Here is an 18,043-nt window from a genome sequence, read left to right on the forward strand (position 1 = left end):
AAGTATTCGCGCTTTCGGGCACCCCTCACCGCTCTCACCTGCGCATTCAGCTCAGCGGCAACGCCAAAATGCCTACCAACTGCGGAAGTCCGGTCAGGGGAACAGAATTGAGCCGACCACTTTCCGTGTTCCCTGCACAATCGTCGCCGATATGCAGTGCGCGAAGCGCAGTAGTTCACCACTGCAATTCAGCCTTCGATGCAACAGGGCATCTTCCAGTCGATGCGTCGGCGGCCACGCCCGGGACAGCGACTCGCCGATCGGCTCAGTACAGTTCGATGACGAGTCGATCGCTGAGCGACCGGGATACACAGAGCGCCATCTCCTCGTTGTTGGCCTTCACCGATGCGGACAGGCAGGTGTCGCGGTGATCCGGTGTGCCGGCGACGACCCCGGAGACGCACAAGCCGCAGATACCTTCGCCGCACGATCGGAAGACGTCGCATCCGGCCTCTTCGAGTATGTCGAGAATGGATCGATCGGCGGGGATCTCGAACACCTCGCCGCTGGCGAGTTCGACGGTGAACACCGTGTCGCCGGACGTGTCGACCTCCACGGGAGTGAAGGCTTCCCGGTGGACGCGTTCCGCGCCCACCACAGGGCGAACGCATCGGCGTAGGCGCGGATCGCCACAGACACCCACAGCACCCTGTTACGCGTGCAGCAACTGTCGCACAAAGCCGCCCAGCGGTTGCCTGGCGACGAGAGGTCGACTATTAGGCATTGGCCGGTCAGTCTCTGTGCGCGGCTGCGCTCGCGGAACCTTGATCGACCGTCCGGTCCGCGCCGCCGACCATGTCGTGGATCCTGCCGGAGTGCGGGTCGGTGCCGCTGCATCCACGTTCGGAGGGGAACGAGGTCCAGAACAGGTGCCTCACCGTGCGCGATCGAGGAGAAAGCGACATCGACGATGCCGGAAATAGACGTCGGGATCGATTCAGAACTCCGACCGCAAGCCGCGTGGCAGTTGGCGTCGGATCTGGCGAGATTCTCCGAATGGATGACGATCTTCGGAAGGCGGAAGGGACAGGTTCCGGAGTCGATCGGCGGGGGGAACCCAAGTGGCATCGCTGATATAGGTCAAGGGGTTCCGGAATGTCATCCATTGGACCGTCACCAAATACGACGAAGCCGAAGTGATCGCCCTGTCCGGTCACGGCCGCGGCGCGGTCCACATTGCTCTGTCGATGACGGTGACCCCGGTGATCGACGGAAGCCACTTCGACTTGAGTGCGGACATCGGCGGCGGTGTGCTCAACGGTCCGATCGGACGATTTGTGGCGCGGATATTGTCCTCCGACGTCCACAAGTCGATCGAGAACCTCGCCGCTCTGCGATGACAGACAATTCGCGAACGCCTGGGATTCAATCCGTTTCGTGGACATCGGTTGAACGGCCGGATGCTCGGTAGGTGAATCATGTTGTGTACGACGATATTGTGTTGTCAGGCAATTTTGCGACTCCGGCACTCTCAGGCTGTTGTTCCCCCGTCAATCGTGTACACGGCGCCGTTGACGAAGGACGCGTCGTCGGAGAACAGCCAGCCGACCAGGCGAGCGACTTCGTCGGGTGTGCCGTATCGACCCAGCGGGATCAGCGACACGAGTTGTTCGTGCACTTGATCGGCGGCTCCGGGCGCCCATTGTTCTTCGAGGCTTTCGATCATCCGTGTCGCGATCTGGCCGGGGGCCACGGCGTTGACGCGGACACCGCGCGGGCCGGCTTCCTTTGCTGCACTTCGGGTGAGCCCGACGACGGCGTGTTTGCTGGCGACATAGGCCGACAACAGCGGGACGCCTTCCAGGCCGGCTTGGCTGGCCGTGTTGACGATCGCTCCATTGCCACGGTCATAGAAGTGAGGGAGCACCGCCCGCATGCCCAGGTAGACGCTCTCCGCGTTGATGGTGAGGACCCGGTGGAACTCCGCCGGATCACTGTCATCGATGGCGGTCGCCCGCCCCTCCACCCCGGCGTTGTTGTGCAGGAAGTCGATTCGACCGAAGTGGTCAATCGTGGTGTCGACGTAGTGCTGCACTCCCTCGACGGTCGAGACGTCGGCTCCGATACCGACACACATCTGCCCGACGTCGTTGGCGAGCTCCTTGACTGCCGTCTCATCGAGATCGACTGCTGCGACGCGGATTCCGTGCTGGACGAGGTGGCGGACGGTGGCGGAGCCGATTCCGCCGCCGGCGCCGGTTACGATCGCGACCCGGTCGATGCTGTCTGCTGTCATGGTGGTTGTCCTTATCGTCTGATTATTGTGCGGTGTATCCGCCGTCGACCAGCAGTAGCTGGCCGGTGGTGAAAGCTGATGCGGGGGAGGCCAAGTAGGCGACCGTGTCGGCGATGTCCTCGGGTCGTGCGGTGCGGCCGAGCGGGTGCTGGGCGGCCATCGCGGTCCATTGGTCGTCGTCGGAGATCTTGTCGGCGGTGAAGCCGACACGCGAGAAACTCGGACCGACCGCGTTGACACGAATACCGTGTGGCCCGTATTCGACAGCGGCAGACCGTGTCAGGCCCAGGACGGCGTGCTTGGATGCCACGTAGGCGCTGATCGTCGGCATCGCCACCGTACTCATGATCGAGGCGGTGTTGATGATCGATCCACCTCGTCCGGCCTCGGCCATGACGGCGAGCTCGGCACGCAGGCAATAGAAGACGCTGTTCAGATTGACATCGATCACCTGATGCCACGCTTCGAGTGGATAGTCGGCCAGCGGTACCATCTCCCCACCGATGCCCGCATTGTTGACGGCAATGTCAAGACCGCCGAACGTGGTCACCACCGATCGCACCATCTCGTGCACGGCATGGGCATCGGTGAGGTCCACAGCGAACACCTCGGCGCTGCCACCGGCCCCCCGGACGGCGTCGACAGTGGCCTGCGCAGTGTCCTTGTCTCGATCGACGACGGCGATCGCAGCGCCGGCTTCGGCGAGCTTGAGCGAGATGGCACGACCGAAACCGCCACCGCCGCCGGTGACCATCGCCGCTTTGGTGGTCAGGTCATGAGATCCGGTCATTACGCTGCCTCCTCAGTGATGCGGTTGGCCCACGTCTGATCGAAAGTGCCAGAGGATATCTCGATGATGTTGTGGAAGGGGTCCTCGCAGTAAACGACGCTGCGACCCGGAAAGAGCGTCCAAACCTTGCTGCGTTGCCGGCCGCCATGGGCGGTGATGTGCTCAGCCATCCAGCCGACGTCGGGCCAGGTGATGCAGAGGTGGAAGGGCCCGGGTCGCCAGTACTCGACCTCGCCCGCGTCGGGTGTGACGGGTGAGGTGAACTGGAACAGTTCGAATCCCACACCGTCGGCAGTGGCCAGGAATGCGACCCGCAATCCGGCCCAGTCCACACCGAAGATGTCGGATAGCACCTCACCGAAGGGTTCGTCGTCCTTACCGATGTCCATCGGACCGCCGAGGACCGTCAGCCGCAGGACGTCTCGGTACCAGGTGATGGCCTCGTCGAGATCGGGGACCGAAATGCCGACATGGTTGAAAGCGGGTGGTGATGGCAATTGTGTTGTCATGAAGGTCCTTTGCGTGTTCGGCTTCCACTCACTGCAAGTCGGTCGAGCCGTAGCTGTAATCGACGAGTTGCGTGTTGTGCACGGCATCGTTGTCCTTGGCCATGTAGTAGTGCAGGCGGGCGTCACCCATCACCGCGAGCTGGCCGTCCTCGGTGTAGCCGCCGATCGGTCCGTCGAACACCGCGAGCATCAGGCAGCCGGTGTCGGTGGCAAACGGCTGGTGAATGGTGCCCGCGGTTTCCACGGTGAACGAGTCTGGTGTACCGCGGTCCTCGATGCGTTCGCCGTCGATGGTCACGGTGCCGTCGTAGTAGTAGAAACCGCCATCGAGGATGTAGACCTGCAGGTTGCCGACGTGCCAGTGCGAGGTGGCCTCGATGTTCGGATCGACCTGCAGCAGGATGGTGAAGGCCCCCGACACCAGATTGCAGTACAGCAACTTGTACCGCGTTCCGGGCATCAGCCAGTCGGTCCACTCCGTTTCCTCCATCCGGTAGAAGTCGCGGCGGTCACCTTTCGGGGTGTTACCGGGGCTGGTCATCCAGAACAGCGGGTTCCGAGGGGTGATGGTGGCGGGGGCGTCATCGAGTGCAGTCATCGTGGAGATCCTTGGGCTGGTAGTGAATTCTGTTGTGTCACAACGTTGGTGAATAACCGACCGAATGGTCGTCTGTGACACACACCACTGTGCCGCACCCTCGCTCCCAACACCAGTTCGCTTTTCGGTGCGTCCGGTAAGTGATGCTTATCGATGACCGGTCAATCCGACGAAAACATGGCCCGGGATGCGGTTTCCGCGCACACTGGTAGCGCTATGGACGTCCACCCCCGTGTACTGCGGTACTTTCTGGTCCTCGCCGAAGAGTTGCATTTCCGGCGGGCCGCGGAGCGGCTCTACATCACCAGCCCCGCACTGAGCCAGCAGATCCGGCACCTCGAGTCCACCCTCGGCACCGAACTGCTGCACCGCACGTCGCGCAGTGTCGAGCTCACCGACAAAGGGATCGAACTCATTCCGTTGGCACGCGCGATGGTTGCCGCCGCCGACGAGATCGCGGTCTGGGCGCGCACTGACCCAGGAGACGAGAAGGTGCTGCGGATCGGGTACATGGCCACCGGGGCCGGTGATTCGACCCAGACGATCCTGCGCTCGGCCGAAGAGGCGCTCACCGGCGTGGATATCCGTCTCCGATATGTGGATTGGGGAGAGCAGACCAAGGTCATCGTGGACGGTGAGGTTGACGTGGCCTTCATCCGTGATCCGGCACCCGTCCCCGACTTGCGGAAATCGACCGTCCTGACTGAGGCGCGAGTTGTGATCCTGCCCGTCGACCATCCGCTCGCGGCACGAGACAGCCTGCACTTCGACGACATTGCCGGAGAGCGCTTCCTGCCCAGCGCCACGGGCAGCCCGGAATGGATCGACTATTGGCTGGTCAATCCGCGACCCGACGGCAGTACCGCACGCCTCGGACCACCGATCTCCAGCGTCGAAGAGATGCTCGACTACTGCGCCGCCGGACGTGGCATCGCGATCACGGCGGCATCGGTCTCACGCTTCTATGCCCACCCCGGCGTCCGATTCGTCGAGATCGTCGACCTGCCACCCACACATGTATTCCTGGCCGCACGCAAGGACAACACCGACCCGCTCGTACAGCGTTTCGAAGAACTCGCACTGTCGGTCGCGCGATGACCGCGTGGTCGGTCAGGCCTACGGCCGCGCAGATCGCTCCGCCCAGTAGTCGAGAGGAGGCTCGGCCACCTCGCCGAGTTGGTCGATGCCCACCCCGAGGTCGTTGGCGATTCGTGCGGCCCGTTGCACGCCGGTCGAGGAGTGGTTGCTTCCCGGGGCGCGTCGCGCATTGGCGAAACATTCTCTGACGACGATCGCGTAACCCCGCCCGCGGGCTTCGGTCAGCGCAGCTCCGGCCGAGGGGCCTGAGGAGGTTCCACGTGGCCTGGATCGAGGAAGCGAATGTCGATGCCCTGTATCGCGTCGGGCGGCGGTCTTGTGGGTGCCGCCGCCCGACCGGCCGCCTACACCGTGTAGCGGCAGAGGGTTTCGCCGCCATCGACCTTGATGAGGTCGCCGTGGATGTAGCTCGACTCGTCGGAGGCGAGGAACACGGCGAGATTGTCGATGTCGTCGACCTCGCCCCGCCATTCCAGCGGGATCGATTCGGTGAAGGTGTCGAAGTCCTTGTCGTCTAACACTTCCCGGGTCAGCGCGGTCTTGGCATGCGTGGGGCAGATTACCGTTTCCGCGAATCTTGTTCTGGCCGTGATCGATTGCCAGGACGCGGGTGAGATTGGCCGCGGCGCCCTTGGAGATGCTGTAGTACTACAGCCGTAGATAGCGGATTCTGAGTTTTGACGGCGTGTTTGCACTGGTCAGAGCGGTTGCCGGGGCATGATTCGTGGTTTGTGAAGACAACAAATACGCCCGCGGCAGCCGCGGCTTTGAGAGTAGACCATGAGCAGTGGCGGACGCGGTTGGACACGGTGATGGACATGATTGCTCCGCATTTCGCGCGCTGCGAGGCTGCCCGCAACGCCGGCGCATTCGTACTCGGGGTGCTCTCGTCGATGGAAACGAAGAACTGCTGGACGATGGCTGAGTTGGCCGGGCACAGCAGCCCGGACAAGTTGCAGCACTTGCTGTCCCGCGCGAAATGGGACGCCGACGACATCCGCGACGACTTACGGGCGATGGTGATCGACGCGTTCGGCGAACCCGACGCGGTACTCGTCGTCGACGAAACCGGCGACCTGAAGAAGGGCACCAAAACTGTTGGTGTGCAACGTCAATACTCGGGCACTGCCGGGCGGATCGAGAACTGCCAGGTCGCGGTCTACATGACCTACACGAGTTCGGTAGGGCATGCACTCATCGACCGCGCCCTCTACCTGCCACAAAGCTGGACCGCCGACCGCGACCGCTGCACCGCCGCCGGCGTGCCCACCGATATCGGGTTCGCGACCAAACCAGCGCTGCCGCCACCCTCATCGAACGCGCTCTCGATGCGCAGATACCGGCGGGCTGGGTCGCCGCTGACGAGGTGTACGGCGCCGATCCGACACTGCGAACGATGCTGCAGCAGCGGCAGATCGGCTACGTGCTGGCCATCTCGTGTGATCGTCGCATCCCCACCCACGCCGAGCTGCGGGCTGCGGAGCTGGCCGACACGCTGACCGAGCGGGCCTGGCAGCGGCTCTCGGCCGGACACGGAGCCAAGGGCGAACGGCTGTGCTCGTGGGCGTGGATCACCTCCACCGAAGCACCGAGCACCGGCGAGTGCTCGCTACTGATCCGCCGCAACGACGCCACCGGCGAGTTGGCCTACTACCGCTGCTACAGCCCGCACCCGGTCACCCTGGCCACGCTGGTGCGCGTCGCGGGCCGACGCTGGACCGTCGAGGAATCATTCCAGACCAGCAAAGGGCTCACCGGCCTCGACCAGCACCAGGTGCGGACCTGGACGTCCTGGCACCGCTGGACCATCCTGGTCCTGCTCGCCCACGCGTTCCTCGCCGTCATCACCGCCACCCAACGCGCCCGAGAACAGCCGAACACGAACCTGATCCGACTCAGCGTCAACGAGTTTCGACGACTGTTCGTCGCGCTCGTACTGACGCCGCTACACACCGCCACCCGCCTCCTCGACTGGTCACTCTGGCGACGGCGACATCAACGACGAGCCCAGCAATACCATCAAAACCGCAGGTCACAACAACAATGAACCCGATCTACGGCTGTAGTAGTAGACCGATTGTATTGTTTCTTGACGGCCGAAAAGCTGTGAACGGCCATGAGAAAGTCCCCGCTGGTGGCCAGGTCGAGGTCCCCGGTGGTGGCCAGGTCGAGGTCCCCGGTGGTGGCCAGAAAAGAGTCCCCGTTGTGTTCGTCGTGTTGAACCTGAAATGGAGGCCCAGACGGTGACGGTGAAGGTGCCAACCGATCACTATCACCGCCTGGGAGTTCCGCTGAAACCGCGAGGGACCGAATTGGTTATGCGGGTGATGGGCAAGAGGCGGTGTCGCTGTCGAGTCGGTCGATGAGCCCGTCGGGATCAACCCGGGGTGCTGGAGACGGACCCCGACGGTCGCCAAAATGAGCGTTCATGACGATGTGCTGCCCCGTGCCCCCGCGACAGCAGGGGCCAGCGACAAGCCCGTCTTCTCTCAACGAGGCGGCCTTCGTGCTCGATGAAGTTTCGCCAATCTCGGCGATCATCGACACTCGCTGTGAACGAGCAGGGGGAGTGGCGAACGGCGACGCTCCGACCTGCGGCTCGCCATTTAGGGTGAAAGTTCGTGGCTCCGGATTCTTTTCAAAATCAGTCGCGAATGTTCGGCGCTCGCAACGATGTCGAGGTCGCAGACTGTCGCGACGTCGTCGGCAAGCCTGCGGCGCATTTGACAATCAGGGTGTCGGGGGCCAGAGCGCGACTTGGTAGCCGAGAATCCAGGCCAGTGCAATCACTCTGCGGCAACGTATTTCTGCGCAAAGATACAGCCCGACGCGATGTCAGCGTCGGTCATGTGACCAGAGCGGTCACCAACGCTACAGACTGTTGGAGCGCGTCGGAACCGATGTTGCCGATCGACTCATCGATGGCCGTGACGGGAAGCCATTGCACCAATTCGGGAAGTATCACGCCCTCGGGTTCGGGAACCGGGACGACCATCGTCATCGCACCTTCCGGTATCGGGCCGGGAATGAAGGGGCACACGATGATCCGCCCGGTGTCTGCTGCGAGGTGAATGGAGTTCGATAACACCGCAACGAATATTTCCTGGCTGACGTCACGACGAGGCGAGACATCGCCGGGGACGATCACAGGCCGGCGGCCTTGTTCGCATTGTAGATCGCGTCGGCGTACTGGTCGATATTCAGGGCCGGAACCGTGTGTTCCGTATACGCCTTGAGCGCAACTCTGAGGTGCTCGTTCCGCAGCGCACGCTCAATCAATTCTGAACGGTTGAGGCCCGCCGCCTTGGCATCGGCGTCGGCCGTTGCCAAGACCACGCTATCCACAGTGATCGACACCTTATCCTTCGCCATATGCTCATCCTACCATTAGTAGGACAAGTGTATTGCGAACGAGCGAGGAGAACGGCTCTTCCGGATTCAGAATGGCCGTGCGCGCGCGATCGGCGGCCGAGACGCCGGTGCCGATCTCCTGCACGGCGTCCACGGCGGCCGATGGTCAGGTGTGCCGTTGTCGTGTCCCGGAGCAGTCCTCGACGACGGTAGCTGCAGCTGGGCACACCGGTCTGACTCCATTGCCACACAGAAGAATCCGGTGGTGTGACGCGCCATGAAGGCCACCGCGCCGACCCAAGCGGACCCACAAGCTGTTCCGCTTGGGCAGGATGACCAGCGGCGCGAAGTCAAGCGGTCGGTCAGGAATGACGGTCAGATCGGGCAGCCGTTCGAACAATGTCTGCACGCCGATACGGGCTTGGGCCCGTCGTGTCATGACCGGCGAACGCCACTTCCGAGGCGTGCAGCGCGACTCGCTCCGCGGTAAGAACCGGTCGGCCATCGTCGTCGCCGCGCACTGGCCATGATCGAGATGATGTCCTCTCCCTGTCGAGCTACTCGACCGGAGTGACTGGCGGTCTCGAGGTTCGGAATCAGCGTTCTGATTCGGCCCGACTCTTGAGGTGCTGCAGGGTGTCGGAAATGTGTGACTCGAGCTCATCGGCGTGGGCCGCGGGACCGCCGAGGAGGCCGCCGAACACGCGGGCGATCCACGGCATCCCGTCCGGCATGCGACGGTGTTCGCGCAGGATCGTCGACGCCCCGTCCATTGTGATGCGGTATGTCCAGATTGCCCCACTGGTTTTGGTGTGCCAGGACAGTTCTTGTCCAGGGACCACCGAGACGACGCGGTTGATGGTCGGCCAGACGATGAAGCCACGCCGGTTCCAGCCGAGGTAGGCTTCACCCGCCTGGAAGGGTCCCTTTCGGCGGCGGGTGATCGCGAACAACTCGGGACTGGCGTCTGGCATTGTGCGTGGATCACTCAGCAACTGCCAGACACGATCCGGGGTGGCCCGGATCGTGATCTCGCCGTCGAGGTCCCGATCGAATGCATCTGTCGTCACATCGATAGTCTGCCCTGTTCAGTCGTGATGCGGCGGACAGTTCTCCCGAAGTTCCTCCGCCCGTTGTCCGTTCATCGTCCCCTTGCAAGGTCATGGCGAACGGACAGCGGGCGGAGGAACTTTCAGCCGGGGACACAAGTCGCCCCTACTCAGGAACCAGCCGGGACGTGTCGCGCCCTTTCGACAAGCTCAAGGGGCGGAACAGTCGCGCCCTTTCGACACGCTCAAGGGGCGGGACAGTCGCGCCGTTTCGACAAGCTCAAGGGGCGGGACGCATACCAAGCTCGGCGACCACACGCTGGGCGGACTCGATGGCGCCTTCGATGTAGCCGGCGTGCTCGGCAGCGGTTTCGGTTCCGGCCCAGTGGATGTCACCGGTCGGGGAGTGCGCCACCGGGTAGAAGCCCTCGCGGGTCCCGGCTACCGGCAGGGCCGCGTAGCCACCACCGACGAACGTGTCGGCATGCCAAACCTTCTCGTGCCAGTCGGTGGGGTGCCGCACGTCGGCGCCGAGGTGGGGTTCGAGCTGATCGAACAGAAGACTCTGGCGTTCCTCGACAGGCAGATCGCCGATGCGGCGGGCTTCGGGGCCGCCCACGAGCAGTGTCAGGTGACCGGGACCGCCGGGTGGCGACGAGTCGAAGACGGCGCAGCCCGGGTCGCCCAGCACGATCATCTCCGCGTCGGTTCGCTCACGCCAGAACGGCGCGTCGTAGACGGCCAACGCTTTGTACACCGCACCCATGAACATGTTGCGCTGCAGACGGTTTCGACCTTCTGGCAGCGGTGGATCGAAACTGATCCCGGCGACCATCGGGGGTGGTACGGTCACCACCACCTTTGTGGCAGTGATCGTCGCCGTCTTGGTCGTCACGGTGACCTCACCGTCGTGCTGAGCGATCGCGGTGACCGGGCAACCGAGGTGTACCCTCGCGCCGAGACGTTCGGCGAGGCGGTCGGCGAGCGCCCCGGCTCCTTCGACGAGCAGCGAATCTTGTGCGCCGCCGCTTGTTTTCATCATGGTCGTCAGCCCGCCCGAGACGCGGATCAGCTCCAGGAATGCCGTCACCGACAACTCGTCGGACCCGGCACAACAGGTCGCGGCGATGACGACCTCGAGGATGCGGCGTGCTCGCGCGGACGGGACACGTCGAGCCACTGACGCAGGGTCGTCGAGTTCTGTTTGTCCCGAGCAGGGAGATGCGAGGCCAGTTCGAATCCCACCAGCGCAGCATTGGCTGCCAGCATCGCGGGGGATACTGAGCTGATCGTCAAGCAGCTGTCGGCCATCATCGGCGCCTTCGGGCTGCGCATCTGGAAGGGGGTCGCGCCCAACTCTGCCGCCAGCGCCTCGAACCGGTGGTGGCCCTGACCGATCCATTGGCCGCCGAGGTCCACGGCCGAGCCGAGGGCCGTGGTCTCGACCATCACCCGCCCGCCGACCCGGTCCGCCGCCTCCAGCACGACTACATCGATTCCCCTGCGGTGCAACTCGTCCGCGGCGACGAGGCCGGCACCGACCACCACTACTTCGGCGTGCTGGGGGAGTGTCGAACTCGTGGCTTCCATCGGAGCTCGCTTCATGCTCGGGGGTCAGTTGTCGCTGTCGAGGATTGCCGCGGCGGCGCGATATCCGGACCGGATCGCCCCGTCCATGTAGCCGTTCCACACATCAGAGGTCTCGGCACCGGCCCAGTGGATACGTCCGACGGGCGCGGCGACCGCCTTGCCGTAGTTGGTCCACACCCCGGCGGCGAGTCGGCCGCCATAGCAGCCTCGGGTGAATTCCTCAGCATTCCAATTTAATTCGAGGATCTCGAGCGGCTCGGCGGCCTTCTCGCCGAAGTACTTCACCAGGGCGCCGAGGATCAGGTCCCGTCGCTCCTCGGCGGCCAGTTCGGCCGCGGCGCGGGCATGGCGGCCTTCGAGGAAGCCGACGAGCACGCCGCACGAGTCGTCGTGCGGTGAGTTGTCGAGGACGACGTTGAACGCGTCGTCGAGGCTCATCACGAATCCGTTGAGTCCTTCTTCGCGCCAGAAGGGTGTCGGGTAGGCGACGTTGACCTTGATGACCGATCCGGCGGGGAATTGTTGGGTCAACGCATCCCGGGTGGCGGGCAGCGGCGGGGAGTAGCGCAGACGCCCGGCCAGGGTCTGCGGGATGGCGACCACGGCATGGGCGGCGGAGATCTCGCCGCCGTCGAAGGTGACGACCACTCCGCGGTCGGTCTGCGTGATGCCGGTGACAGCGGTGTTGAGGCGGACGACGTCGCCGAGGTCGGCGGCCATGCGTTCGGAGAGCTGGTGGGTGCCGCCGATCACGCGAGATTCCTGCGCGCCACCGGTGGTGGAGATGAGGACCTCGAGACTGGTGCCCGACTTCATGTAGAAGAGGAAGTGCAGCAACGACAGCTCGTGGGATTCCGCAGAGAACAGCGCCGGCACGACGAGCCGGAAGAATCGGATGACGACGTCGTTGCTCGTTTCACCGACGAGCCACTGGTCGAAGGTCTGCCGATCGAGGTCCTCGGCGCCGGTGGTGGTCCACGGGGTGGCGAGGTCCACGCTGTCGGCGAGGACGGTGATCGACTCCCAGATCCGGCCGACCTCGAGGGCGTCGGTGTCGGACAGGCCGAAGCTCTCGTCGGCGTATCGGTGGACCGTCCCGTCGTAGTAGGTGATGGACTCGCCGCTGTCGTAGGACGGGTAGGTCTTGAGGCCGAGTTCGTCGATCAAGGCCAGCACGGCATCCTGTGTGGGTCCGACCCACTGGCCGCCCATCTCGATCGGAACTCCGTTGCTGAAGGTGGCGCCGTGGTTGCGGCCGGCGACCCGGTCGCGCGCTTCGAGGACGGCCACGGTCTTTCCGGCCTGGGTGAGTCGGCGGGCTGCTGAGAGCCCGGACAGTCCGGCTCCGACGATGACGACGTCGACGTGGTTCATGATGGATCTCCTTGTGGAACTGGGTTTCCGGGGTCTAGCGACGGTGCTTGAGGCGGTAGCGCAGGAGTGCGCCGACGACCTTGGGCGCGGTGGCGGTCAGGCGCAGTGCGGCGAGCGGGGAGGTGCTGGGGCGGACGTCGAGGTAGCTGTACATCTGGTGGCGGACGATCAGTCCGCCCCGGAAGGTCCAGATCTCCGTACCGAATTGCCCTGTGCCGCCATTGAATCCGCCGGTCCAGCTGAACACGAGGGTGTCGGCGCCCTCGCACTCGAGTGTCTTGTGGACCCGCAGGCCGAGGGTGTGGCAGACGTCGAACAGTTCGGTGGCGGCCGCACGGATCTGATCGATACCGCGGTAGGTGTCCGCGGCACCGTCCATGATCCACTCCGCCACCGCATCGTCGGCGAACCTGACTAGCAGCTCGTCGACGAGTCCCTCGTTGGTGATGCGCTGTGCATCGGCCAGGAACTGCTGGGCCGGCGGACGGAGTGCGAGGTTGTCGGGCTTGGTCATCTCGGTGGAACCTTCCGTGACCCGGGCACCTCCGGTGCGCTCGTCTGTCGAAGTTCTCAGTCATACAACTGACTGAGTTCGAGGATAAAGAGGTCGACGAGGTTCCGCAAGGGGTCGGGTGAAACTCGCCGAACCGGCCACGCCGCCCGGGGGCGGACACCATGCCGACAGGCTGGTGGTGTCAGCGCTTCTTTCGGGTCGTCGCGGGCCGTGGCGCGGCGAGTCCGACGAGCATCTCGATGATCTTCTCCAGGTCGTCCTCGGCACGCGCATCGTCTGGATCGCAGACGTACTGCAAGATGAGGCCGTCGATGCACGCCACCATGATTCGGGCGAATTGCGGGAGAGGAATCGCCGACACCTCACCGGCGGCTTCGGCGGCCTCGGTGCACCAGGCGGCCACGACGTCGGCGTAGGACTCGTACCGCCAGCGGGCCAACTGTTCCTGCCCCTGGGTGCGCAGCGAGTACATCGTCAGCTCGTACTGCATGATCTGCAGATCCCGGTTGGAGACGAGTTCCTTCCAGAAGGCGCGTACCCCTTCGCGAATCGCATGGGCGAGTCCTTCACCGGTCGGCGCAGAACTGGTGAACACCTCGCCGATCTCGGTCACGACGTCCTCGATCACGGCGCGCAGCAACAACTCCCGCGAGGGGAACACATATTGCAGCGTGCCGAGCGGGACGTCACCTTCGGCGGCAACCGCGCGCAGGGGAGTGTTCGCGACGCCATCGCGAGCCAACACTTCACGGGCTGCCGCAACCAACTGCCGACTGCGAACCGACGCCTCGACGCGTGCCATGCGGATGTCCTCTCGTCGTGCCACGGACTTCCAGACTATTACGTGACGTCGGAGTTGAGCGGTAGCGCGTCGTCGCCGGAGCGGATCAAATCGCGCATCGATGCCGTAGCCGTTGCCGTAGCTCATGGCGAAGGCAGCGACACCACCCATGACCCCGAGCGGTGATGCGGTGGCTATCACCATCGCGACTTTGTCGAAGACACCGAGGTCGCCGGACAATCGGTGGGTCGTGGCGGTTTGGGTTGATGCGGCGGCCGCCACAACCCCTCGCCGAACATTCACCCGGTTCCGCGAAGTTCGTCCGCCCGTTGTCCGTCCTTCCTCCCCGTGCAAGGTCAAGGCGAACGGACAACGGGCGGAGGAACTTTCAGAAGGGGAGTGCGTCCTGTGAGTCACCAACCGGACGGGATATGCCACGACTGGTATATCCTCAAGCCATTGATGCCGCAGAGTCACCTTTCTCCCGGACACCCACCTGGGCGAGGTGGGCATCCTGATGTCCGAACTGCGCGACCTGCTCGGAATCGACGTCGACGTGATCAGTGAAGGCGCGCTGCATGATGATCGCTTTTCCCGGCGTGTACTCCACGACGAGCCTTGGGATCTGATCATCGGAATACGCATCGTCGTCGACCATCGGTACCGGAGTCCGGACTGCAACCAGGTTTTGGACAACACGAGAAGCAGCGGACACGCTACCCCGATACATCGAAGACGACGTCTTCGGCGGCGCGATCCAGAACAGGAAAGGGCGCGAGAACTGCTCGGCGACAATCAATCCAAGATTGCAGACGCTGCCAGTCATCCCTTTGTGAACCAGGCCAACACACCCGCAAGCACTGCCTGAATGGCGCCTTCGCGCCCTCGTACGGTGACGCAGTTCAACCGATGCCGAAAACAGACGCGGGCCGACCCAGTAGATTCGATTCATCACCGGCCCGAAAAGGAGACAGCGACAAACATGCGCATCACAGCGGCGAGCGTGCTGGTCGATGACCCGGCGAAGGCACTCGCTTTCTACACCGACGTTCTCGGCTTCGTGAAGAAGACCGACATCCCGATGGGCGACGACAATCGATGGCTGACGGTGGTGTCGCCACAGGATCCCGACGGGGTGGAACTGCTGCTGGAACCCGATGGACATCGCGCGGCGCGCCCCTTCAAGGAGGCGCTCGTCGCCGACGGTATTCCGTTCACGCAGTTCGCCGTCGAGGACGCACAGGCCGAGTACGACCGCCTCGTCAAACTGGGGGTCACGTTCACCCAGCCCGCGGTGGATGTCGGACCTGCTGTGATCGCGATACTCGACGACACGTGCGGCAACCTCATCCAGATCGCGCAGATCAAAGGCTGAAGCAGTAGTTCCCGAGAACGGCGGATTGCCCACCGCGACAAGTCTTTTCCACGTCCTGGCCAGCATCTGAACTGGGGCTCTCCATCCTGGCTGGATCTCGAAGGCGCCGAAGTCTGTCCAACTGACTCCACTTCTGCATGGGCCTGATCGGCACTATAGGTCGCAGCCCTCCCGCTCAAGGTCGGCCCATGCGCTGTGATGAGTAGAGACCACCGCAGACCGGGACGCTCAGCAGGATGAAGTCAACGGCGTACATCTCCGAGGGGTAAGCCCCGTGGGTGGTGGGGTTTCGGACCACGACCTCAGCTTCGCAGTTCATCGCGTCGCGTGAGGGCGTGTCCGATGTTGTCGGCCGCTGCCCGAACATGGGTGGCGTATGCCTGTGGGCGGAATCGGTGCGAGGGTCCGGTCACGCTCACTGCTCCGATGAGGTTGTCGTTTTCCCAGATCGGCGCCCCGACACAGACCCCGCCGGTCGCCGATTCCTCGAATTCGTAAGCGACACCGTCATTTCGGATGCGGTCGAGTTGGGTGCGCAGGGTCCCCGGTGCGATGACCGTGTGTCGGGTCCGTCGGACGAGCGGGCGGCCCAGCACCTCGTCGCGCAGTCCCGCGTCACTGAAGGCCAGCAGGGTTTTGCCGATTGCGGTGCAGTGCAGCGGCATTCGCCCACCGATCCGTGACGGCGTCGCAGCCTGCCGATGCCCTCGTCGTCGCCAACGCCGGCATCGCCGCCTTCGCTCCCGGGCATCTCATCTCCGAGGACGAGTGGGCCGACACCATCGACATCAACCTCTCGGGCGTGTGGCGCACGGTCAAGGCTGCGGTGCCCTTCCTCCTCGAGCGCGGCACGGGGTCGATCATCCTCACCTGTTCGTGTGCCAGCGTCCAGGGGCCGGCCAACCTCGCGCACTACACCGCCGCCAAGCACGGCGTACTCGGGCTGGTAAAGACCGTCGCAAATGAGCTGGGACCGTTCAACATTCGCGTCAACGGTCTTATGCCGACGCAAGTCGACACGACGATGATCATGCACGCCGACATGTACAAGCTCTTCCGCCCGGACCTCGACGAGCCGACTCGTGACGACTTCGCTCCCGCCAGCCAGTCCGGCCACGTCCTCCCGGTGCCGTGGGTCGAACCGATCGACGTGGCCAACGCCGCGGCGTTCCTCTGCTCCGACGAGGCCCGCTACATCACCGGCGCAGCATTGCCGATCGACGCGGGCATGCTGATCAAGCGCTGACGGTGCTGTGAACGAGCAGGGGAGTGACGAACGCCGACGGACTGACCTGCGGCTTGCCATTCGAGGTGAATATCGCCGGCCGGATTCGGTTCAAGACTGCCGTCGCCGACCAGGCTCTTGATACTGGTGTCGTCGGAGATTGCCGGTCCCATGGTGCACACGATCTTGGTTCGACGGGTCATGTGTCACTTGGTCCTTCGCTTCGCCTCTCACTGAGGCGCGGTGAGTGGTTGTGGTTCAACGGAATTGGCATCCGTCAGGCAGTGGTGGGGGAGAGGGCGGTGCTATGGGCGTTCGCGCCGTACTCCAGTCCGATCTGTTGTCCGATCGTGGTGAGGACGGACGCGGTCAGGTCCGGATTGTCAACCGTGGGGAGTCCGGTGTGCTCACCCAGGGTGTGAATCGCGGTGAAACCTGCTTTCTGCCATCGCGATCGGGGCAGAGTGGATCGTCCGGCGACCGCGATCAGTGGTAGCGGGCGCACGCGCTCTGCGAGTACACCGAGCAGTTTTCCCTGCTCTGTTTGATCGTCGATGCTGCCCTCGCCGGTAATGACGAGGTCCGCGGCGGCGAGATGGTGATCGATGTCGAGGAGATCGAGGAAGTAGTCGGCGCCGGAGGTCATGTCGGCTCCCAGGAGAAGTGCGCCGAAGCCGATTCCACCGGCGGCGCCCGCACCGGATTGTTGGGCGAGTGTCGGCGCGGTCGGGAATCCTGAGGCGGCCAACGCCGCGGTGAGGTGTGCGAGTCCGGTGTCGAGGTGACGGACCATCTCCGCGTCGGCGCCCTTCTGCGGCCCGTACACGTGAGCTGCGCCGTGGGGGCCGGTCAGCGGATTGGTCACGTCACCGGCGATGATGATCCGCACTCCGGCGAGATCTACTGCGTCTTCGGCGGTCACCGCGGCGATTCTGGAGAGGTGGCGTCCGCCGGGGTCGACGAGAGCGCCTGTCGCGTCGCGGAATTGGTAACCGAGTGCATGCAGGAGACCGGTTCCGCCGTCGGTACTCGCGCTACCGCCGAGTGCGAGGACGACGGTATCGACTCCTTCGGCGAGTACGTACTTCAGGGCTTGGCCCAGGCCCAGGCTGGAGGCGTCGAGCGGTCGGAGTGCAGTGCTGGGCAGGGTGGCCAGTCCGCACAGGTTCGCGATCTCGACGACGGCGGTGGTTCCACCGATGGCGACCGACCCGGTGCGTGGGGCGCCGTCGGCGCCGGTGACGGTGACCGGATGGCGCCGGAATCCGGCGGCCATGGCGGCGTCGACGCTCCCATCGCCGCCGTCAGCGAGCGGGAGGTCGGTGGTGGTGTGGCCGACCGATGAGAGTCCCTGTGACAGGCACGCGGCGACCTCGTGCGCGGTCAGTGAACCCTTGAACTTATCCGGTGCGACAAGCACTCTCATCGATCTGCCTTTCTCGGGTACGGGCGTCGCTTCGACAGGCTCAACGAGCGGGGGAGTGCGTCGTTTCGACATTTAGGCTCAACGAGCGAGGGGAGTGCGTCGTTTCGACAAGATCAACGAGCGGGGG

Annotated in this window: 20 protein-coding genes and 3 pseudogenes; 5 read left to right on the plus strand and 18 right to left on the minus strand. The window is 64.1% G+C overall.

The genetic code is table 11. The features are described 5' to 3' along the window. Positions 1-265 precede the first annotated feature (265 nt). A complete protein-coding gene (locus ACWDTI_RS14635; RefSeq protein WP_449738824.1) occupies positions 266-556 on the minus strand; it encodes a 2Fe-2S iron-sulfur cluster-binding protein in 291 nt (96 codons plus the stop codon). 354 nt (positions 557-910) lie between these two features. On the opposite strand from ACWDTI_RS14635, the pseudogene ACWDTI_RS14640 reads away from it, so the two are divergent. Continuing rightward, positions 911-1,340 (plus strand): annotated as a pseudogene (locus tag ACWDTI_RS14640) (type II toxin-antitoxin system Rv0910 family toxin). A gap of 131 nt (positions 1,341-1,471) precedes the next feature. On the opposite strand, the gene ACWDTI_RS14645 reads toward ACWDTI_RS14640, so the two are convergent. Genes ACWDTI_RS14645 through ACWDTI_RS14660 form a run of 4 tightly spaced genes read right to left on the minus strand, consistent with a single transcriptional unit; the run spans position 1,472 to position 4,133 of the window. Then, on the minus strand, positions 1,472-2,236 hold the full coding sequence (locus tag ACWDTI_RS14645) for an SDR family NAD(P)-dependent oxidoreductase (protein ID WP_449738825.1): 765 nt from the start codon (positions 2,234-2,236) through the stop codon (positions 1,472-1,474). A 22-nt stretch (positions 2,237-2,258) separates the two neighbouring features. Then, the gene (locus ACWDTI_RS14650; protein WP_449738826.1) at positions 2,259-3,026 is read right to left on the minus strand and encodes an SDR family NAD(P)-dependent oxidoreductase; all 768 of its coding nucleotides are present in this window, start codon (positions 3,024-3,026) and stop codon (positions 2,259-2,261) included. Continuing rightward, positions 3,026-3,535: a VOC family protein gene (locus ACWDTI_RS14655; RefSeq protein ID WP_449738827.1), complete on the minus strand. Its 510-nt coding sequence runs from the start codon at positions 3,533-3,535 to the stop codon at positions 3,026-3,028. Before ACWDTI_RS14655 ends, ACWDTI_RS14650 begins: the two co-directional genes overlap by 1 nt. A 28-nt stretch (positions 3,536-3,563) precedes the next feature. Next, positions 3,564-4,133, minus strand: a complete 570-nt coding sequence (locus ACWDTI_RS14660) for a cupin domain-containing protein (protein WP_449738828.1) — start codon at positions 4,131-4,133, stop codon at positions 3,564-3,566. A 216-nt stretch (positions 4,134-4,349) separates the two neighbouring features. On the opposite strand from ACWDTI_RS14660, the gene ACWDTI_RS14665 reads away from it, so the two are divergent. After that, complete coding sequence (locus ACWDTI_RS14665; RefSeq protein WP_449738829.1) at positions 4,350-5,231, plus strand: LysR family transcriptional regulator; 882 nt, start codon at positions 4,350-4,352, stop codon at positions 5,229-5,231. A 344-nt stretch (positions 5,232-5,575) separates the two neighbouring features. On the opposite strand, the gene ACWDTI_RS14670 is transcribed toward ACWDTI_RS14665, so the two are convergent. Further along, a complete protein-coding gene (locus ACWDTI_RS14670; RefSeq protein WP_449738830.1) occupies positions 5,576-5,752 on the minus strand; it encodes an SDR family oxidoreductase in 177 nt (58 codons plus the stop codon). A 291-nt stretch (positions 5,753-6,043) separates the two neighbouring features. Here ACWDTI_RS14670 and ACWDTI_RS14675 point away from each other — a divergent pair. After that, positions 6,044-7,278, plus strand: a pseudogene (locus tag ACWDTI_RS14675) (IS701 family transposase). 798 nt (positions 7,279-8,076) lie between these two features. Here ACWDTI_RS14675 and ACWDTI_RS14680 read toward each other — a convergent pair. The 10 genes from ACWDTI_RS14680 to ACWDTI_RS14725 all read right to left on the minus strand — a co-directional run bounded on the left by ACWDTI_RS14680 (position 8,077) and on the right by ACWDTI_RS14725 (position 14,716). Further along, positions 8,077-8,379, minus strand: a complete 303-nt coding sequence (locus tag ACWDTI_RS14680) for a toxin (RefSeq protein ID WP_449738831.1) — start codon at positions 8,377-8,379, stop codon at positions 8,077-8,079. After that, positions 8,376-8,603: a ribbon-helix-helix protein, CopG family gene (locus tag ACWDTI_RS14685; protein ID WP_449738832.1), complete on the minus strand. Its 228-nt coding sequence runs from the start codon at positions 8,601-8,603 to the stop codon at positions 8,376-8,378. Before ACWDTI_RS14685 ends, ACWDTI_RS14680 begins: the two co-directional genes overlap by 4 nt. Before the next feature lie 4 nt (positions 8,604-8,607). Continuing rightward, positions 8,608-8,736: a hypothetical protein gene (locus ACWDTI_RS14690; RefSeq protein WP_449738833.1), complete on the minus strand. Its 129-nt coding sequence runs from the start codon at positions 8,734-8,736 to the stop codon at positions 8,608-8,610. Positions 8,737-9,178: 442 nt separating this feature from the next. Beyond that, positions 9,179-9,652, minus strand: coding sequence for an SRPBCC family protein (locus ACWDTI_RS14695; RefSeq protein WP_449738834.1), 474 nt, complete (start codon positions 9,650-9,652; stop codon positions 9,179-9,181). Positions 9,653-9,911: 259 nt separating this feature from the next. Next, the gene (locus tag ACWDTI_RS14700) at positions 9,912-10,811 is read right to left on the minus strand and encodes a flavin monoamine oxidase family protein (RefSeq protein WP_449738835.1); all 900 of its coding nucleotides are present in this window, start codon (positions 10,809-10,811) and stop codon (positions 9,912-9,914) included. Then, positions 10,718-11,221 (minus strand): FAD-dependent oxidoreductase, encoded by a 504-nt coding sequence (locus tag ACWDTI_RS14705; protein WP_449738836.1) that lies wholly within the window; start codon positions 11,219-11,221, stop codon positions 10,718-10,720. Before ACWDTI_RS14705 ends, ACWDTI_RS14700 begins: the two co-directional genes overlap by 94 nt. A gap of 24 nt (positions 11,222-11,245) precedes the next feature. After that, on the minus strand, positions 11,246-12,595 hold the full coding sequence (locus ACWDTI_RS14710; protein ID WP_449738837.1) for a flavin monoamine oxidase family protein: 1,350 nt from the start codon (positions 12,593-12,595) through the stop codon (positions 11,246-11,248). Between the two features lie 34 nt (positions 12,596-12,629). Further along, positions 12,630-13,109 carry a nuclear transport factor 2 family protein gene (locus ACWDTI_RS14715; protein WP_449738838.1) on the minus strand — a complete coding sequence of 160 codons (480 nt, stop codon included), beginning with the start codon at positions 13,107-13,109 and terminating at the stop codon, positions 12,630-12,632. Between the two features lie 181 nt (positions 13,110-13,290). Continuing rightward, positions 13,291-13,911 carry a TetR/AcrR family transcriptional regulator gene (locus tag ACWDTI_RS14720; protein ID WP_449739046.1) on the minus strand — a complete coding sequence of 207 codons (621 nt, stop codon included), beginning with the start codon at positions 13,909-13,911 and terminating at the stop codon, positions 13,291-13,293. 430 nt (positions 13,912-14,341) lie between these two features. Next, positions 14,342-14,716, minus strand: coding sequence for a hypothetical protein (locus ACWDTI_RS14725; protein WP_449738839.1), 375 nt, complete (start codon positions 14,714-14,716; stop codon positions 14,342-14,344). 156 nt (positions 14,717-14,872) lie between these two features. Between ACWDTI_RS14725 and ACWDTI_RS14730 the strand changes: the two genes are divergently transcribed. Next, positions 14,873-15,265 carry a VOC family protein gene (locus ACWDTI_RS14730; protein ID WP_449738840.1) on the plus strand — a complete coding sequence of 131 codons (393 nt, stop codon included), beginning with the start codon at positions 14,873-14,875 and terminating at the stop codon, positions 15,263-15,265. 302 nt (positions 15,266-15,567) lie between these two features. On the opposite strand, the pseudogene ACWDTI_RS14735 reads toward ACWDTI_RS14730, so the two are convergent. After that, positions 15,568-15,972: pseudogene (locus tag ACWDTI_RS14735) on the minus strand (IclR family transcriptional regulator); the annotation flags it as partial. Here ACWDTI_RS14735 and ACWDTI_RS14740 point away from each other — a divergent pair. Then, a complete protein-coding gene (locus tag ACWDTI_RS14740; protein ID WP_449738841.1) occupies positions 15,945-16,511 on the plus strand; it encodes an SDR family oxidoreductase in 567 nt (188 codons plus the stop codon). The pseudogene ACWDTI_RS14735 and the gene ACWDTI_RS14740 overlap by 28 nt on opposite strands. A gap of 256 nt (positions 16,512-16,767) precedes the next feature. Here the strand turns inward: ACWDTI_RS14740 and ACWDTI_RS14745 are convergent, their stop codons facing one another. Then, positions 16,768-17,916, minus strand: a complete 1,149-nt coding sequence (locus tag ACWDTI_RS14745) for a glycerate kinase (protein WP_449738842.1) — start codon at positions 17,914-17,916, stop codon at positions 16,768-16,770. Positions 17,917-18,043: the final 127 nt, after the last annotated feature.

The sequence above is a fragment of the Gordonia sp. NPDC003424 genome (assembly GCF_053588655.1).

Excerpts from the sequence above, each read along its gene's own strand:
- ACWDTI_RS14645 (WP_449738825.1), bottom strand. The coding sequence starts at position 2,236 with ATGACAGCAGACAGCATCGACCGGGTCGCGATCGTAACCGGCGCCGGC.
- ACWDTI_RS14650 (WP_449738826.1), bottom strand. The coding sequence starts at position 3,026 with ATGACCGGATCTCATGACCTGACCACCAAAGCGGCGATGGTCACCGGC.
- ACWDTI_RS14655 (WP_449738827.1), bottom strand. The coding sequence starts at position 3,535 with ATGACAACACAATTGCCATCACCACCCGCTTTCAACCATGTCGGCATT.
- ACWDTI_RS14660 (WP_449738828.1), bottom strand. The coding sequence starts at position 4,133 with ATGACTGCACTCGATGACGCCCCCGCCACCATCACCCCTCGGAACCCG.
- ACWDTI_RS14665 (WP_449738829.1), top strand. The coding sequence starts at position 4,350 with ATGGACGTCCACCCCCGTGTACTGCGGTACTTTCTGGTCCTCGCCGAA.
- ACWDTI_RS14685 (WP_449738832.1), bottom strand. The coding sequence starts at position 8,603 with ATGGCGAAGGATAAGGTGTCGATCACTGTGGATAGCGTGGTCTTGGCA.
- ACWDTI_RS14705 (WP_449738836.1), bottom strand. The coding sequence starts at position 11,221 with ATGGAAGCCACGAGTTCGACACTCCCCCAGCACGCCGAAGTAGTGGTG.
- ACWDTI_RS14710 (WP_449738837.1), bottom strand. The coding sequence starts at position 12,595 with ATGAACCACGTCGACGTCGTCATCGTCGGAGCCGGACTGTCCGGGCTC.
- ACWDTI_RS14715 (WP_449738838.1), bottom strand. The coding sequence starts at position 13,109 with ATGACCAAGCCCGACAACCTCGCACTCCGTCCGCCGGCCCAGCAGTTC.
- ACWDTI_RS14720 (WP_449739046.1), bottom strand. The coding sequence starts at position 13,911 with ATGGCACGCGTCGAGGCGTCGGTTCGCAGTCGGCAGTTGGTTGCGGCA.
- ACWDTI_RS14725 (WP_449738839.1), bottom strand. The coding sequence starts at position 14,716 with ATGACTGGCAGCGTCTGCAATCTTGGATTGATTGTCGCCGAGCAGTTC.
- ACWDTI_RS14730 (WP_449738840.1), top strand. The coding sequence starts at position 14,873 with ATGCGCATCACAGCGGCGAGCGTGCTGGTCGATGACCCGGCGAAGGCA.
- ACWDTI_RS14745 (WP_449738842.1), bottom strand. The coding sequence starts at position 17,916 with ATGAGAGTGCTTGTCGCACCGGATAAGTTCAAGGGTTCACTGACCGCG.